Origin of the sequence: Mycobacterium europaeum, assembly GCF_002102155.1 — a bacterium.
Classification (GTDB): Bacteria; Actinomycetota; Actinomycetes; order Mycobacteriales; family Mycobacteriaceae; genus Mycobacterium; species Mycobacterium europaeum.
The window spans coordinates 1-16,443 of the sequence record NZ_LQOU01000028.1; the positions used below are offsets into that span (position 1 = coordinate 1).

The window sequence follows — 16,443 nt, forward strand, 5'->3', positions numbered from 1 at the left end:
CGCGACTCATCGGGCATCGACACAGGTGTAACCCATGACGCGACTCATGTGTCACCTATGTCGTGAACTCACACACCTCCGCCACCGCCAAAGCTGTCAGCGGGTTCGCTTAGCTAGACAGCCTGTTTTTCTGTTTGCTGGGCGCCACCGCGGCCGCCTCATGAGCACACTTTGACCGCATCCTTGCATGAATGTCTGGCACAGAGCGTCGCAGCGACGGTCGCTTCCCCGGAGCATTCGGTCAGCGCTGCCTAGCCGGGCCCAGCCTCGCCGTCCGGCGGCCAGTACCCCGTGTAGCCCCAGCTGCAGGCATTCTCGCCCACGCCGCCGACGAAGCCACCGGGCGGCGGTCCCGCATGGAGTCGAGCCACTGCGGACGCGCGGTCAGCTGACTCATTCGCGTGCTGCAAGACTTCGAGCGCCGATTCTGCCGTGGCGGAGCACGACCCGAAGCGTCATCGCCCGGTTAACTGGCTGGTGATATCAACGCCGGCCCCGGGGTCGTGGTGGTGGTCGTTCGGATCGCGACATTCCCCATACAGGAGAATCTGCCCTCGGCTGTGGTCCGAAGGTATGTACCCCAAGTTGGCGGTGACACCGTCTTTATTGAGGGTGGTGCCGTGGAGGTGCTGTCCTGGCGGGGCGCCATCGTGCCAGCCGTTTGCGCGCATTGCATCGCGGACGTGCTGGAAGTAGCTGTCGGGGTCTCCCTGCAGCAAAAACCCGATGGTGACCCTGCCTTGATAAGGGGGATCGCCCTGATCGTTGCACGAGGCGAAGGAGAATCCGCCGTCCACGCCTTGAAGATTGGCGATGGCCACGATTTGTTTGGCTGGTTCGATTACTTGTGCCATGGTCTGGTCATCGGTGAGCGGGTGGGCTGAATCATCGAATGGATTCGTCGATGGACCCGAAGAATGCGGTTTGTTCATCACCAGTGCACACCCTCCCAACAGCATGACGATGAGTGCGAGGGCAGCAAGCCCCGCTTTCTGCGGCCCCCTGCCTGGGGACTCAGTGGTGGTGTTCAGCATCGAAGTAATGATCGCTGGTAACGGATCCAGGTGAGCGGTCCCACTCCGGGTCGACAAATGCCGGCGTCTGGGGGCCTACATTGACCGGCCCGAGCCCGGGAATATTGATCTGCACGCCCGGCTGATGACGATGCCCCGCCGTCATCCCGTCGGCTTGCAGTGCATCGCCATGACCCGAGGCGATGTCGGCCATACTGTGTAGCGCCTCGCCTCCGAGGTTGTAGTACTGCGAATGGTCGTGCCGGGCGTTGATGCCGTCAGAACCGGGTACTTCCGCGCGGAACCGAACCGATCCGAAGCCGTCGGCGGCCGGATCGACCCCCAGGCCCGGGTCCGTGCCGAGCCACTGGCCACCGATGTCTCCTCCAAATATGGACTTGCTCAGACCATTTGATTCGCCGATCAGACTGATCGGGTCGGTGGACGCCGCTCCCACATAAACGTGGCCGCCATCGAGGTGGAAGTCGGCAGCGCTGTGGGCCATGTCGGTTCCGGGGCAGCCGATGAGCACCGCGTCGTTCGCGTGCATATTGTGCATGGCGAAGGCATCCGCGACCGTCGTCGAGCCGTAAGAGTGGCCCAGCACCGTGACGTGTTGGCCGCCGCCTAGGTGCGTAGCCCACAGGCCGTTCACATCTTGCGCCAGCGCCTCGCTGCCGGTGCGGGCGAGCATGGGTGTCGAGATGCGTTGGAGGTCTTTGAACTCGTTAGGAGCGTCATAGCCCATCCACGCAATCACCGCGGTGGGGTTGTTCGGGTCGGCGGCGTTAGCTTGTCCGTAGAGGTTCAGTGCGTCGTTGTGGCCCTCGTGCAGCCAGCCGCCTTTGACGCTGCTGCTGGTGCCGGGGACGATCACGGCGGTGTTCTTGGCCGTGTCGGGGTTGCCGATGCAGACCGCAGCGCGTCCCTTGCCTCCGAACGCCGTGGGATCGTATGCGAAGAGGTAGACAGGGTTATGGCCGTGATCAGAGTCGTGGTCGAGGCCCTGCTTGGTCTCGTCGGCGTTGTGGTAGCGGGTGATGTCGGTGTCGGACAGTCCGTATTTCCCGGGGTCACGGAGGACATCGTCGACTGAGACCCCGCTGCGGTTGGCGATGCCGCGCACGCGGCTGAGGTCTTGGTTCATCACTGAAATGTTGGCGTCACTGCGGGCGAGGACTGGGACGCCGTTGAGGTTGCCGATCTTGTCGGGGTGCTCAGCGATGAACCTCTGGCGTTGTTCGGGTGTCAGGGATGTCCACCACCGGTTCACGTCCTCTGGCTTCGTATTCGGCGGCGGGATTTGAGGATCTGCGTCCGCTTGCTCGAGATCCTCCGGGGCAAAGCCATCGGTGCGTAGATTCCCCAGTGCCGACTCCAGCGTTGCCGAGTATCCGTTGCGGATGGAATTCACCTGGTTGAGAGCATCTCGTGTTTCATCGACGGCATCGGCCTTGGCGTCGTTGATCAACGATTGCAGTTGAGACCGGCTGTGTGCGTCAAGTGTGGGATCGTCCAAATCCTTCTTCGCTGCGCCGATTAGTTTGTCGAGCAATTGCAGCTGACGCTCCAGCGCAGCGATGACCTGGCTTCCGGCTTTTTGCGCCTCGGCCAACGCAGCTGCGATGTTTTCCAGATCAGCCCCGATCTTGGGCAGCTGAAGGGACTGCGCGCCAAGCGATTTGACCACCCGCTGAACCTCGGCCGAGTCGTTGATCGGGTGGTCGCCATTCTGGTGGTTCCACGCGGCGTCGAATCGGCTGCGGGCGAACTGGAAAGCGTGTTCCGCCTCCTCCGTGCACCGGCCAGCGTCATGAAAGGCCCCAGCCAGACGAGAGATCTCATACGGGCTGCCAGCCTGCAGGCTGTCATTGACTGCCCACGGATCACCGCCGGCCCCCGCGATTAATTCTGCTTCGCTCAGGTTTGCAAGCTGCATCGCGTCGGCTGCGGCCGGCCAGCACTGACGAACACGGTCGCCCCCTTCTGGGTCGATGTAACCGTACTGCTGTGGTTCCAGCGGTCAAGTCACTGATGCCGTCCCGACCTGTTCGATTCCCGTTCCGCGAACCATCATCGCGAGGAGCATTAGATCACGGTTGGGGCTAATGTCACGCAGTCTGCGCTACGTTGACGATTTCGGATTTTGACTTTGATCGAATGATGTAGGTCGTCCTGCTCTCGCCCATCGGCACCCATTCGTCGTGCAGCCAAACTGCGGCAACGTAGACACGCGGCGCTCGACGAGGCTGACGAAGAGCTGCGCCAGCTCATCCGCGAGGGATTCGAGCACGGAATCTCGCGCGAGAAGACGGCCGAGGCGGCGGGCGTGTCATTGCCGCACGTCCCACCAACTCCGCGACGGCCGCTAGATCACCGGCCGATCAAGGCCAAGCCATGGTCTTTGAGTCCGAAGCGGATTGAAGCACCGGCTCGACAGTCGCCGGCCCATCGACGGGAGCAACCGTCAGAGTTGTGGGCCGCATTCGCTAGCGGGTCCCGTCCGTCGGGTTGATTACGTCGAAGCCGCCAGAGGAATGCACTGCCTCTGACCGGGAGGCGGCCTCACGCCTTGGCGAAGCAGTACATCCGGTATTCCATAGGTCCGCCGCTTTGCAGGCCCTGGTACGTATTCCATACAAATTGGTACCCACGGGTGACGGCGAAGCTGCGCGCGAAGGCCGGCACAAGTGCGTTGACCACCGCCATCCACCACTGTGAGTTCTTCTCCATCCCGCGCATGACCTCTGAATTGATCATCCGCTGCGAAAGAATCCGCATCGGCGCCTCGGCTAATTCTGCTTCCCAGGTGGCAGTGCCCGCGGTGAGGCGGAAATCGGCGTAGAGGAAATGCCCGCCGGGGCGCAGCACACGTACAACTTCGGAGAGGAATCGGGGAAACTGCGCGTAGAGGTGTGAGGATTCGATGTTGATCACCGCGTCGAACGATTCGTCCGGGAAAGGCAGGTTCTCGGCGTCACCTTCCACGAACTTCAGGCCGGCAAGATTGTGCCTTTCCCGGCAAAAGGCCACACCGGCCGGATTCAAATCCAGTCCCGTGTATGACGCTGGGTGCAGGGTGCGGGTGAGGTAGGAGGCTCCGCCGCCGTGACCGCAACCGACCTCCAGCACGTCCTTACCGCGGAGGTCGACCTGAGTTGCCGTGCGGTGATAAAGCTGGATGAAATACCGGTTCGGTTCGTCGGAGGGCGCCAGCGGAACGCCCATTGGTGGATCTTCTTCATAACCGTAATTGAGGAACACAACGTCATTGACGGACAGCTTGCGTGTTAAGTAGCGGTAGAAAAACTTCTGATAAAAGTACTCGTGAATATACTGCGCGTACTTCGCGCTGGCCTTATCCCACAGGAGGCGGCGAAAGCCGCGCTGTTGACCCTGCAGCGCCATGGCCGGAGCATAGCAAAAGCCAGCTTGATCCTGATCGGATTCAGCGCGATCGACTTAACCCGGCTTCCGCCAGACCGGCGGCCGTTCTTGAGTGCGGTGCCAACGTTTTCTGGATGGGTTCAAAAGTGCACCAAAGGTGTTCGGCCCTGAGTGGGCCGCCGCCCGTCACGAGCGAGTCCGACCCCGTACCAGAGGGGCCGGTGGATGCGCTCGGCCGCCCGATGGGGACCTTCCCTGCAGCGAATGGGTTGTGATTCCCGGCAGTCCCGGCCGAAGGTGGATAGCATGGCCTCACGGACAACTGCACGGCGCGCAGTAAGAGGCCACATGACGAACAAAGTCGCGATCGCCGCCATCTTCTCGTCTTGCTGTGTCCTCATGGTGGCTGTGGGCACGGCCGCTGAATTCGTGGCGCACGCAGACGATTCGGTCGCTGTCCTGTACAGCGGCGTCAACGGGCTTCGCCAACCTTGCGGGCCGCTCACAGACGACCCGCGTTTGAGGCTGGCGGCGCAGTGGCACGCCGACGATATGTTGCGCACCGGTTTAAGCGGCCATATCGGTTCCGACGGCTCTTCGCCGCGGACGCGCATCGCAGAAGCCGGCTACAGCAGGCCCCCCGCCACGGGTGAGATTGTCTTCTGGGGCACCGGATCAGCCGCGAATGCCACCCAGGCCCTCGACTCGTGGATGCAAAGCCCTCCGCACCGAGGGATCATCATGAATTGCGCTTTCACCGCGGCCGGCTTCGCCACCGCCTGGGATGGCAACAAGATGACCGTGGTGGGTGATTTCGCGGCTTCCTAAGTCATTGCTCTGCAAGACATTCGTTGCTCGACCAGACCAGTGACATAGAGTCGGCACGTGGCGTCGGTTGATCGGGGTCTCGTTCGCGCGGTCGCGAGGCTTGGCTTGGTTGCTGTGCTCGTGACGACCGCAGATGCCTGCACGTCTCACAAGCACGAATCGGCCTCGAGTCCGGCGACGCTCACGGCCGCGCCGATCGAAGGTGGGGATTGTGCGCCGGATCGGTTGGCGCGCTGCATACCCGGGCTGGCTGACGTACAAGACAATCTCTTCAACGGCGTGAGCGTCTACCAGCCCCGTCCGGGCTTCGGGGCAGAGCCGCCCTTCCAGGGTCGGGAGTCCACTCCTGAAGGCTGCCAGCGTCTACCGAGGTTCGGAGCGACGGATAAGCCGGAATTGGACGTGGAGTACAGCCCCGCCACAGACGCCACCGGCCGTTCCTTGAGCAATCGATTCGCCGCAAACGGCGGTGATTCCGTCCGGATCCGGTTCACTGTTGCCGACGATCGCGACGACGTTGCGGGTGAGATGGCCGCGTGGGCTCGTCGGTGTCCCATGTGGACCACTGCCCACTCCATGGACAGCGACGGCATCCAAGGCTGGCTGATCGGTGAATCCAGCGAACAGCTGACGCAGTATCAGTCGGGCGACACCGGCCTGCAATGGCCCTCCATCGTCAACATCGCGGCGGCCACCGTGCTTCCCAGCAGAGTGACCGTGCAGGCGTGGTATCGCACGCCCGATCCGTCGGCGGCCTCGCGTAATCAACTTCTGTCGCAATTGATCAGCGCGGCAGGGCGACCGCGACCACGTTCGGCGCTGCCGCCACCGCTCGCCGACTGGAGCCGGGCTCAGATTTCGACCTTGCTTCCGGCACTCCGGGTGGACACCGGCATTGAGACCGATTCTGGTGACAACGAGACCTCCACCGGCGAGCCGGGCAGTCGGTTCTGGTCACTCTGCGCCTCCGGTGGCCGGGCCCCCGCCCAGCGATACGAACCCCTGGCAGGCTGGCAGGACTTCGACGGGTCGAAGTGGGACCAGCCGGGGAAGCCGCCGAGGCCCAAAGTAAAGATCAGCCGGGCGCTCGCGGGCGACAACTTCCTGGCCGATCTCCGGGCTGAGATCGCCAGTTGCACCGCGCACTTGGCCGAGAAGCCGACAGTGTGCGGGGACCGCCAGAACCGCCAGTTCCTCCAAACCGACTCGGCTGTCGCCGAAGGCGAGGACACGGTTCGGTTAACGCATCGGTGGATGCGGGAGGTTGATGTCCGTGGCCACGGCGTCTGTGGTGAAGGCGTCGAGGCGCTGCGAGTTGCCCAAGTGCGGGGGCTGATCGTCATCAGCAGCTCAAGCGACGGTGGTTGGCTATTCAAGGGGGACACGCCGCCCCTGCCGCTGAGTAGCCTCGACGAGCTTCTCGCGGAGACCGTACGCAAGATCAAAGCCGCGTGAGAACTGCTTGGCCCAAGCAACGTTCACACGTGTGGGAGCCAACCGGAGCCGTGCGGTGATAGCACGAAGCCACGCCCTTGCGGGTCTTTACATGCGGTCGTGCCGGAATTATCAACTCCGCATACAAACCCATTCACCGTGAGAGAGTGTTCCGGAGGAAGGGTCTTGATCGGCTGTCCGAGGATTACATGCGACGGTTCGCCTCCACTCGTCTGTTTAAGCCCACTGGTGGTTCCTATCGAATTGACGCCGTTAATCCCAGCGTCAGGATTTGATGCCGCCGGAGGTATGGCCGGCAAGTTATTTCCACTGCACGATGCCTGATCGAGGGTGAATTTGCAGACGATGCCGTCCGGCGTGAGGAAGTACACTGTCTGTTCGGGCTGCCGTCCAGGGTTGGGCACTGAAATCTGATAATCCTTCGTATTGGCGGGAGCGTATGTGCTCAGGTCGGGGAAGCTGAGCGCGTCGGCGTGCGCCGTGGATACACCCATTAAACCGGCGCACATAAGTGCGTAACAGCAGGTGAGCGTCTTTGCGGTCATTTCGTTCCTATCGACTCCGGGCTCGACGTGTCAGGGTCTCAATGGAAAGGGTTGACTTGAAATTCTCGAGTTTGATAGGGCGTGCCGATAGCCAGACCATTCGCATCCTTCGCTGTATTCCATTGACTGACCAATATCTTCATGTCATCCAATGTTGAGCCAGGCATGATGTATCCACCGTACGGCTGGGGCAGAAACTTAGGCGCTCCTGGATCTCCATTCTGCGCGACAATTGTTGTCGGCACGTTGCCGAATATACCGGTCGGATCAGGTCCGACCCGTACTTCCATGCGTCCGCCTTGAGCGTCGACATTGAATCCGGACAAGACAGGCTTACCGCCGATCTCCCGAAAGCTGAGCTCCCCGTAGCGGTCGGTAGTCACCGGCGCGGCATGTTGCCCTGCCTGGCCCCAGGCGTTGCCGGTCCACGGTTGCCAACTGTTGCGATCGAACACTTTGTCCGGGTCTGCCCGGTACACGGTGACGCCTCGGCTGCGATCGAAGGAGTCGGCGGCGATGTAGACCTTGCCGTCCGAGCCCTTGTAGCCGCTGACCTGAGTGGGTGCGTCTGCCGCGGGGCGGAAGGAGCCAGGCACCATCGTCCAGCCTTTGCCGGGATCGCCATTGACTTCGACCAGCCACGAACCCACGGGCTGAAGATCTCCCTTGGTGCCCGTCACCATCATGTATGTCTTGTTCCCGAGCGTGATTGTTCCGGCGGGTAGCGTGTCGTCGATTCCCGCCTTGACCGCCTCGTCGGGCATGGTGAATAGCTCATGGCCACTGTCCTTGGCTCCGGTCAACGGCGCTCCGAAGTGCGGGCGTCCGTCGGCGTCGAAGGTCACCGGTACGGCCACGGATCGGTAATGCAGACCCTCGCCGACCTTGTTGCCAGCGAATGAATCCCCAAAGATGGCGAGAAATTTTCCTGGTTGTCCCGGCACCTCGACGATCTCGCCAAGATCTGCCGCGCCGATCCCCGGTATGCCGGGCACGCCGCCGGTACCGGCGATTGGCCCGAGGTCTCGCACCTCACCCCGCAACGGACGCTCCATGGTGTCGTCGACGGCGGCGGGTGGGTCGTAGCCCTCGCTGTGCAACGAGCCCAGCGCTTTGTGCAAGGTATCCGAGTAGCCGTTGCGGATGGAGTTCATCTGCTTCACCGCGTCGCGGACGTCGTCCACGGCGTCGGCGTGGGCGGCTTCCATGATCATGCGCAGCTTTGCTACCTCCTTCGGCGGAAGGCTGGGATCCCGCAGATCCGCTTGCGCGGCGCCATAAAGCTCGTCGAGCCAATGCAACTGATGCTCCAAGGTGGCGATCTCGGCGGCACCCTGCTTCTGCGCATCGGCCAAGGCGCCGGCGATGTTCTCCAAGTCTGCGCCGATCTTGGGCAGTTGCTCCGATTGGGCGCCAAGGGATTTCGTCAACCGCTGCACTTCCGCGGAGTCGTTGATCGGGTTGTCGCCGTTCTGGTGGTTCCACGACTCGCGGAAGCGCTGCTGGGCAATCTGGAAGGCATGGTCGGCTTCGGCGGTGTGTCGGCCCGCGGCATAGAACGTCTCAGCCAGGCGTGAGATTTGAAAAGGGCTACCCGCTTGCAGGCTCCGGTTGATCGCCCAGGGGTCGCCCCCGGCCGAGGCGATCAGCTCCGGCTCGCTCAGATGAGTCAGAGTCATCGCCGCCCCCTTCCCGCGGGTCAACCCTACTACCGCAAAAAGGGCGTTCAACGGCGAATTCGGCTAACCGAACGGCCCCGCTCAAGCCTGGGTGCCGGCCAGCTTTCGGGTCGTCAGCGCCTCGCTGTCCCTGAAGGGTCGGCCGTCGGGCGCGAGCAGGTCGTGGAACCAGACTTTCGGGATCGTGGTGTACGGGTGGTCCCACGATTCCCAGGGAAAGTAGGTCTGCGTCTTGCCGGCGACCAGGCCCCAGTTGATGGCTCCGACGTTGTGGCGCTTGGCCACCGGCAGAATGGCCTCGACGGTGCTGCCCCGTGGCCGCGCCATGTACTCCGTGCACAGGATCGGTCTGCCGAGCGGGGCGAGCTCGCCGATCCGGGACTCGAAGCCCGCGGGGTCGGCGTAGGAATGGAACGTGATCACGTCGGCGTTGGCCAGCTGAATATCGCTGATTGCGCTGCGGCCCTGGGGTTGTCCCCAGTCGCCGCGCCACACGCCGCTGGTGAGCGGTTGGCTGGGGTCCACCGCGCGCGCCCAGCGGAATACCTGCGGCAGCAGATTGCCGACGAGCTGTTCCTTGTCGCTGCGCTCGGTGTTGCGGTATTGGCGTGCCGGGTTGTCGGGCTCGTTCCACAGATCCCAGCCCAGGATGCGGTCGTCGTTGCGAAACTGCGTCAACACGGCCGTGACGTAGTCGCGGATGACGCCGGTGTAGCGGGGGTCGCCCAAGCGTTCGGCGCCCGGGCTCTGCACCCAGCCGGAGTTGTGCACCCCGGGCGTCGGCGGGCGCTGGCGGCCCGCCCGGGGCGCCGGGTCCCAGCATGAGTCGAAGAACACGAACAGCGGTTTGATGCGGTGGCGCGCGGCGATGTCGACGAACTGCGCGAGCCGGGTCTGAAAGCCGCGCTGGTCCTGGGCCCACAGCTGATCGTGCAGGAACACCCGGGCGGTGTTGTGTCCGTAGAACCTGGCCCAGCCGAGCTCGGTGTCGATGCGCCGCGGGTCGTAGGTGTCTGGCTGGAACATCTCGAGCTGGTTGATGGCGTTTGAGGTGATGTAGTTCGACCCGACGAGGAAGCCCTGCGCCTGGTACCAGCGGTTCGCCCGGTCGGCGGGCCACCGGCCGCGTTCCTCCGCGGAGGCGCGGGGGGCTCGCGCCAGCGCGGTGCCTGCTGCCAGCAAAAGTGGCAGCTTGAGGGCCGTTCTTCGGTGCACGATGTGACGATAAATTTTCCCGGCCATTTCCCCGGGATTTGCTCAGCGCGTCGCGCCGGCTTGACGTGGGAATTGTTATCGCTCCGTCATCCGCGCCGCTTAACTATTTCTCAGGAAAAGTTTTGCATACCCAAACAGTTGCCTAGTGCTATTATTCCTCCACGACATATCGACGTGGAGGAGTAGGCCCGTGCAGGCACTGTCATTCGATCCGGCCGCCGCCAACGTCGGGTCCGACGTCGTCCGGGGCGCCATGCAGGGGCTGCAGGCCGGTGTGACCGCATCGCCTCCCACCACGGCGCTGCTTCCTGCCGGTGCCGACGAGGTGTCAGCGCAGGCGGCCCTCGCGTTCGCCGCGGAGGCCACCGCCTTCCTGGCACTGCACGCGACGGCGCAAGGAGAGCTGGTCCGGACGGGCACGGCGATCGTCGACATCGCCCGCATCTACACGGAGGTCGACGCGGCCGCGGCGCGAAGCGTCCTCGGCGCCCGCCCGCTGGCCGGCTACCCGATGGCGGGATGACCCCGCTCTTTGCCGCCGGGAGAAATTCGCCGGGCAGCGGACGGCAAAGTCACTTCAAACTTCACCCCACCGAGCGCGATACTGAATACGTGCGCGAGCGAAATGTGTTAGGCGGTCCGCTGGAACCGTGCGGCACAGAGCCACTTACCGGGTACTACCGCGACGGCTGCTGCTCGACGGGGCCCGAGGACCTCGGCCGGCACACGATCTGTGCGGTCATGACGGCCGAATTCCTGGAGCACCAGCGGTCCATCGGCAACGACCTGCTGACGCCGGTTCCCGAATACCGGTTCCCCGGACTGCTGCCCGGTGATCGTTGGTGCGTCACCGCGCTGAATTGGCTTCGGGCGCATCACGATGGCTGCGCCGCGCCGGTGGTGCTGGCCTGCACGCACGAGCGCACCCTCGAGGTCGTGCCGCTGGAGGTGCTGCAGGAACACAAGGTCGACGTGCCCGACGACTTGGCGAACCTGTAGGGGCCACGCCGGCTCGACGTCTAGCGTCTGTGTCATATTTTCCGTCGGCGACACGTCGAAAAGAGGATCCGGTGGGCTCTGCCGTTGACGACATCGACTTCGACGACCTGACCGCGCCCAAGCTGACCGACGTCCAACGCCAGATCCTGGAATTCACCGAGGCCAGAGTCGTCGAGTTCGGCATCGACCGGATGCTCGCCGAGGCGGTCGAGCAGGCCGGGGTCGACGATATCGACGACGTCGACGGATTCGGCGATCGTCTCGCCGCCCACGTCGCCGCGATCGAAGGCGACGTGGGCCTGCGGCAGCTCACCCGCTCGTCGCTGCGGCAACGCGTCGTGCGGTTGCTGCGCAACCGGTTGTCGCTGACCGATCTCCTCCGTCGTTATCCCGAAATCGAAGCCATCCCGATCGAGAACCCGTTCATCGTCGTCGGAATGCCGCGGTCGGGTACCACCCATCTGGTGAATCTCGTTGCCGCCGACCCTCGTCGGCGGGCGCTGCCGTACTGGGAGAGCCAGGAACCGATTCCCGCGCGTGGCCAGGGCCCCGACATCTTCGGGATCGACCCGCGCTACGCGCGGGCCAGCTCCGAGCACGACGCGCTGATGGCCAGCGCGCCGGCGGTCGCCGCCATGCACGACCGGTTCCCCGAGGCGATCGAGGAGGAGGTCGAACTCCTCGACCTCGATATGGCCGCCTATGTCCTGGAATGGCATGCGCGCGTGCCGGACTGGCGCGACTACTACCTGAACCTGGACCAGACCCGGCATTACGCATACCTGAGGAAGGTTCTCCAGGCGCTGACCTTCCTGCGCGGCCCGCGGACCTGGATTCTGAAAAGCCCTCAGCACTGCGAGCAACTGGGCCCGCTCCTGGCGACGTTTCCCGACGCGACAGTGGCTTTCACACACCGCGATCCCGTTGCGGTGATCCAGTCGGCGGTCACGATGATGGCCTACTCCGATCGACTACGACGAACGAGCATCGATCCGGACTGGCTACTCGACTACTGGACCGACCGGGTGCACCGGCTGCTGAGCGCATGCGTGCGCGACCGCGATCTCGTGCCGGACGAACGCAGCATCGACATCGGCTTCCATCAGCTCAACGGCAACGAAATGCCGGTGCTCGAACGGCTTTACCAATGCGGCGGCGTCGAATTGACACCGAAGGTGCGCGCGCAGTTCGACAAATACCTGGCGGGCAATCCGCGCGGCAAACACGGTCGCATCCACTACGACCTGCAACGGCACTTCGGCGTCACCCCGGCCGAGCTCCGCGGTCGCTTCGACTTCTACTTCGACAGGTTCGACGTCCATGCCGAGAGCTAGTGAGAGGCGACGAGAGCGATGAGTTTCGAACCGGTCTACCGCACCAGGCCCGGGGCCGACGCCATGCGGCCCGCGGCCGCCGACCGGGCCGAGGAGATCGCGCCCGGGCTGTGGTGTTCACCGGGGCTCTCAAACGCCTACCTGCTCACCACAGATGAAGGCCGGGTGATCGTCAATACCGGTATGGGGTTCGAGGGCCCGGTGCATCGCGCCAACTTCGACGCCGTCGACGCCTCCCCGGTGCGCTACGTCATCTTCACCCAGGGGCACGTCGACCACGTCGGCGGCTTGGACAGCGTGCGCGACCCGGAGACCACCGTGGTGGCCCAGGCGAACTGGACGTTGTGGCGCGACGACAACGAGCGCCTCATGCCCTACCGTGCCGGCCGCAGCGCCTTCGCGTTCAAGGACACCCTGGCGGCCGGGATCCAAGCGATTCAGCGACGCCTCGATAGCACGCGGCTGGCCGGTCAGAGTGTTCCCGTCGTCGACCTCGACTTCGAAGACACCCTGACCCTGCAGCTCGGTGGTCGGCGGATGGAACTGATCTCCGTGCCGGGCGGCGAAACCACCGACTCGCTGGTGGTGTGGCTGCCGGACGAACAAATCTGCCTGTGCGGCAACGTCTTCGGCCCGCTGTTTGGGCACATCCCCAACCTGGTGACCATGCGCGGTGACCGCTACCGCGACGCCCTGGCGGCCGTCGCGTCGGTGGAGCGGGTGCGCGACCTGCGCCCCGAGCTCCTGGTGACCGGCCATTTCGAGCCGATCGCGGGCGCCGAACGCATCCATGCCGAACTGACCCGGCTGCGGGACGCGATCGCCTATGTCCACGATCGCACCGTGGAGGGGATGAACGCCGGCAAGGACGTGCGGACGCTGATGCGGGAGATCACGTTGCCCCCGGAATGCGAAGTGGGGCAGGGCTACGGGAAGGTGACCTGGGACGTGCGGGCCGTCTGGGAGAACTACTCCGGATGGTTTCACCACGAGTCGACCACCGAACTCTATCCGGTCGGGTTCGACACCGTCGCCGCCGACGTGGTCGAGCTTGCCGGGGCCGACGCTGTGGTGGGCAGGGCTCGGGAACACCTGGCGGCCGGCCGCCCGCTGCAGGCCATCCACCTCGCCGAGCTCCTGCCGTCGGACCACACCGGGGCGCGGGCCGTGTTGCGGGACGCCCACGAAAAGCTTCTGGCCGGCAGCTCCAACTTCTGGGAAAGCGCCTGGCTCAGACACCAGATCGCGAGGAACTCATGACGGCACGCGCCAGCTTCGACTTCAGCGGCACCACGGCCCTGATCACCGGCGGCACCAGCGGAATCGGGCACGCGACCGCGGTCTTGTTCCGCGACGCCGGGGCCCGCGTCGCCGTCACCGGAACCAAGCCGGGGCCGGCCGACTATCAGGCCGACCTGTCCGGCATGGATTACCATCAGCTGCAGATCAGCGATCCGGAGTCGGTCGACGCGCTGGCGCAGAAATTCACCGCCCTCGACGTGCTGGTCAACAACGCCGGCGCCAATTTCCCCGGCGGCCTTGATGAATCGAAGCCGGAAGGGTTCGAGGCGTCGGTCGCGCTCAACCTCACCGGACCCTATCGGCTGACGGTCGGGCTCTATCGCGCCCTGCGGACGTCGACGGCGGCCGGCGGCGCGAGCGTGGTGAACCTGGCGTCGATGTCCGCACTGCGTGCGGTCCCGTTGGTGCCCGGCTACGGCGCGGCGAAGGCCGGGATCGTCTGTATCACGAGGAATCTCGCCGTCAAGTGGGCGCCAAAGGGCATTCGGGTGAACGCGGTGGCGCCGGGTGCCGTCGATACCCCGATGACCGCGCCCATGCACGGCTCGGCCGAATTGGTGGAGGCCGAGCTGGCGCATATCCCGTTGCGCCGCTTCGGTTCCGTGGGGGAGATCGCCCCCACCATCGCCTTCTTGTGCACCGAGCAAAGCAGCTACACCAGCGGCGCGGTGTTCGTCGTCGACGCCGCGTCGGACTGCGTCTGAGACACGAGGAAAACATGGCACTTGCGCTGCGACCCGAGGACCTCTACCACACCGGCATCGTCGTGCCCGACCTCGAGGCGGCCATGGCCCGGCTGAGTGCACTGGCCGGCTACCGGTGGATCACGCCGATGAGCTACACCTTGCCGTTCCGCACCACGGCCGGCGTCCGCGAGCTGACATCGACGATCGTCTACTCGTTGCAGAGCCCGCACGTCGAACTCGTGCAGGAGGTGCCCGGTACGCCGTGGACCGCCCCGCCGGGCAACGCGGTCCACCACCTCGGCTACTTCAGCGACGACCTGGCCGCGAGCGCACGAGCGCTGCGGGACAACGGCTTCACCCTCGAGATGACCGCCGAGGTGCCCGGCTCCGACCTCGGGATGTTCGCCTACTTCACCGACGCGTTCGGCGCGCGGATCGAAATCGTCGATCGCGCGCTGTTTCCCGACTTCCCGGCGTTCCTGCAGTCGATGGCCCCGCGGGAGGCGTGACGTGTTGCTGACGGTGTTGCGCTTCAATTTTGCGTCGCCGCAGGGTGAACCGCGCACGCAGAGCGCGCTGTTGTCGGCCGCCCTCGAATTGGCGCAGTGGGGCGAGTCGCGCGACATCACCTCCGTCAGCGTCGACGAACACCACGCGACGGGACACGGCTGGAGCTGTAACCCCATCATGGCGGCGGCCATGTTCCTGGCGCGGACCTCGAGGCTGATCGCCAGCGTGGACTGTGCCCTGGGCCCGCTCTGGAATCCGGTGCGCCTCGCCGAGGACATCGCCCTGGTCGACAACATGAGCCGGGGCCGGCTGCACACCACGGTCGGCCTCGGCTACCGCACGGTCGAATACGACACGCTGGGAGCCGATTTCGCACGGCGCGGTGCGCTGATGGACAGCCTGCTGGAGCGGATGCTGTCGGTGTGGTCCGGTGCCGAGCCGGGACTCTGCACCGGCACCTGGACGCGGCCGCATCCACCGCTGTACGTCGGGGGCGGCGCGCGGGTCACGGCGCGACGGGCGGCACGGTTCCGGCTGCCGCTCAGTCTGGCCGACCACCTGCCCGAGGTGGCCGCCTACTACCGGGAGTTGTGTGTCGAGGCCGGCATGACGCCGTTCATCCTCATGCCGGGGCCGGTCAACCGCGGCATGATCTTCCTGCACGAGGACCCCGACCGGGCCTGGGCCGAGCTCGGTGACCACATCCTTTGGGAGGCCGTCACTTACGGCGGATGGTCGACCGACCAGCGGTCCCTGATGCATCTGCCCGGCGTGCAGACGCTGGACGAGGTCAGGGCGTCGGGCCGCTACCGGTTCCTGACCCCCGACGAGCTGATCGCCGAGGTCCGCGGCGCCGACAACTACGGACCGCTCGTGATGCACCCACTGGTCGGCGGCATGCCCGTCGACGAGGCGTGGAAGTCGGTCCAGCTCCTCACCGACAAGGTACTGCCCGCGCTCAGCTAACTACGCGAAAGTTCAGATTGCGCATGCGAATAAGGGGTATGCGGCCAACATGAAACCTGACACGAGAAAGACCCTGGCCGTCCTCGGCGGCGCCGCCACACTCGGACTGGCCGTTACCTTCGGCGGCGGGGCCGCCGCAAACACGCTGGCAAGTAACACGCCGGCGGCGCCGCCCGTGCCGACGTCGTCCAGCCCGGCGCCCCCGCCGCCCCCACCGCCCGTTTACGGCGGGACGTACGGTAACGGCGGTAGCGGTGAAAGCGGTGCCGGTGGTGGGGGCGCCGCCGGAGGTGCCGGCGGTGGCGGCGGCGGAGGTGGGGGCTGAGCCGCGCCCGGTCCGCGCGTGATGGAGCACCGATGAAGAGATCGCAGGCGAATAACGCAATTGCGGCCTTGGGTGGCGCCGCCGCGCTGACGGTCCTGGTCGGGTACGGTGTCGACACGCCGGTGGGGCTCGCGCCCGCGGCGCCGGCAACGCCCACGTCGTCCAGTCCGTCCACGCCGCAGACGAGCCCCGCTCGCGT

At 65.0% G+C, this 16,443-nt stretch carries 15 protein-coding genes; 9 read left to right on the top strand and 6 right to left on the bottom strand.

Annotation, left to right across the window (positions count from 1 at the left end; translation table 11 throughout):
• Positions 1-455 precede the first annotated feature (455 nt).
• From AWC03_RS14060 to mtf2, 3 genes are all read right to left on the bottom strand, one after another.
• Positions 456-1,034: a hypothetical protein gene (locus AWC03_RS14060; protein WP_085241212.1), complete on the bottom strand. Its 579-nt coding sequence runs from the start codon at positions 1,032-1,034 to the stop codon at positions 456-458.
• Complete coding sequence (locus AWC03_RS14065) at positions 1,015-2,952, bottom strand: putative alpha/beta hydrolase (RefSeq protein ID WP_085241214.1); 1,938 nt, start codon at positions 2,950-2,952, stop codon at positions 1,015-1,017. The genes AWC03_RS14060 and AWC03_RS14065 overlap by 20 nt, the downstream gene beginning before the upstream one ends.
• A 626-nt stretch (positions 2,953-3,578) precedes the next feature.
• On the bottom strand, positions 3,579-4,421 hold the full coding sequence (mtf2, locus tag AWC03_RS14070; RefSeq protein ID WP_085241216.1) for a fatty-acid O-methyltransferase Mtf2: 843 nt from the start codon (positions 4,419-4,421) through the stop codon (positions 3,579-3,581).
• Between the two features lie 327 nt (positions 4,422-4,748).
• On the opposite strand from mtf2, the gene AWC03_RS14075 reads away from it, so the two are divergent.
• Together AWC03_RS14075 and AWC03_RS27890 are read left to right on the top strand one after the other, a co-directional pair.
• On the top strand, positions 4,749-5,228 hold the full coding sequence (locus tag AWC03_RS14075) for a CAP domain-containing protein (RefSeq protein ID WP_208859304.1): 480 nt from the start codon (positions 4,749-4,751) through the stop codon (positions 5,226-5,228).
• A 57-nt stretch (positions 5,229-5,285) separates the two neighbouring features.
• Positions 5,286-6,683 carry a hypothetical protein gene (locus AWC03_RS27890; protein WP_244275096.1) on the top strand — a complete coding sequence of 466 codons (1,398 nt, stop codon included), beginning with the start codon at positions 5,286-5,288 and terminating at the stop codon, positions 6,681-6,683.
• A 23-nt stretch (positions 6,684-6,706) separates the two neighbouring features.
• Here the strand turns inward: AWC03_RS27890 and AWC03_RS28325 are convergent, their stop codons facing one another.
• From AWC03_RS28325 to AWC03_RS14095, 3 genes are all read right to left on the bottom strand, one after another.
• Positions 6,707-7,192: a hypothetical protein gene (locus AWC03_RS28325; protein WP_085241217.1), complete on the bottom strand. Its 486-nt coding sequence runs from the start codon at positions 7,190-7,192 to the stop codon at positions 6,707-6,709.
• Between the two features lie 74 nt (positions 7,193-7,266).
• The gene (locus AWC03_RS14090) at positions 7,267-8,907 is read right to left on the bottom strand and encodes a putative alpha/beta hydrolase (protein WP_085241219.1); all 1,641 of its coding nucleotides are present in this window, start codon (positions 8,905-8,907) and stop codon (positions 7,267-7,269) included.
• An 81-nt stretch (positions 8,908-8,988) separates the two neighbouring features.
• Positions 8,989-10,122 (bottom strand): glycoside hydrolase 5 family protein, encoded by a 1,134-nt coding sequence (locus AWC03_RS14095; protein WP_085241221.1) that lies wholly within the window; start codon positions 10,120-10,122, stop codon positions 8,989-8,991.
• A 190-nt stretch (positions 10,123-10,312) separates the two neighbouring features.
• Between AWC03_RS14095 and AWC03_RS14100 the strand changes: the two genes are divergently transcribed.
• The 7 genes from AWC03_RS14100 to AWC03_RS14130 all read left to right on the top strand — a co-directional run bounded on the left by AWC03_RS14100 (position 10,313) and on the right by AWC03_RS14130 (position 15,919).
• Positions 10,313-10,645: a PE domain-containing protein gene (locus AWC03_RS14100; RefSeq protein WP_085241223.1), complete on the top strand. Its 333-nt coding sequence runs from the start codon at positions 10,313-10,315 to the stop codon at positions 10,643-10,645.
• Positions 10,646-10,734: 89 nt separating this feature from the next.
• Positions 10,735-11,121: a DUF2237 family protein gene (locus tag AWC03_RS14105; RefSeq protein WP_085241225.1), complete on the top strand. Its 387-nt coding sequence runs from the start codon at positions 10,735-10,737 to the stop codon at positions 11,119-11,121.
• Between the two features lie 71 nt (positions 11,122-11,192).
• Positions 11,193-12,455 (top strand): sulfotransferase family protein, encoded by a 1,263-nt coding sequence (locus tag AWC03_RS14110; RefSeq protein WP_085241227.1) that lies wholly within the window; start codon positions 11,193-11,195, stop codon positions 12,453-12,455.
• A gap of 18 nt (positions 12,456-12,473) precedes the next feature.
• Positions 12,474-13,715: an MBL fold metallo-hydrolase gene (locus tag AWC03_RS14115; protein WP_085241228.1), complete on the top strand. Its 1,242-nt coding sequence runs from the start codon at positions 12,474-12,476 to the stop codon at positions 13,713-13,715.
• Entirely contained in the window at positions 13,712-14,461 is a 750-nt protein-coding gene (locus tag AWC03_RS14120) for an SDR family NAD(P)-dependent oxidoreductase (protein WP_085241229.1), read from the top strand. The genes AWC03_RS14115 and AWC03_RS14120 overlap by 4 nt, the downstream gene beginning before the upstream one ends.
• Positions 14,462-14,475: 14 nt before the next feature.
• Positions 14,476-14,952: a VOC family protein gene (locus AWC03_RS14125; RefSeq protein WP_085241231.1), complete on the top strand. Its 477-nt coding sequence runs from the start codon at positions 14,476-14,478 to the stop codon at positions 14,950-14,952.
• Position 14,953: 1 nt separating this feature from the next.
• Complete coding sequence (locus AWC03_RS14130; RefSeq protein ID WP_085241233.1) at positions 14,954-15,919, top strand: LLM class flavin-dependent oxidoreductase; 966 nt, start codon at positions 14,954-14,956, stop codon at positions 15,917-15,919.
• Positions 15,920-16,443: the final 524 nt, after the last annotated feature.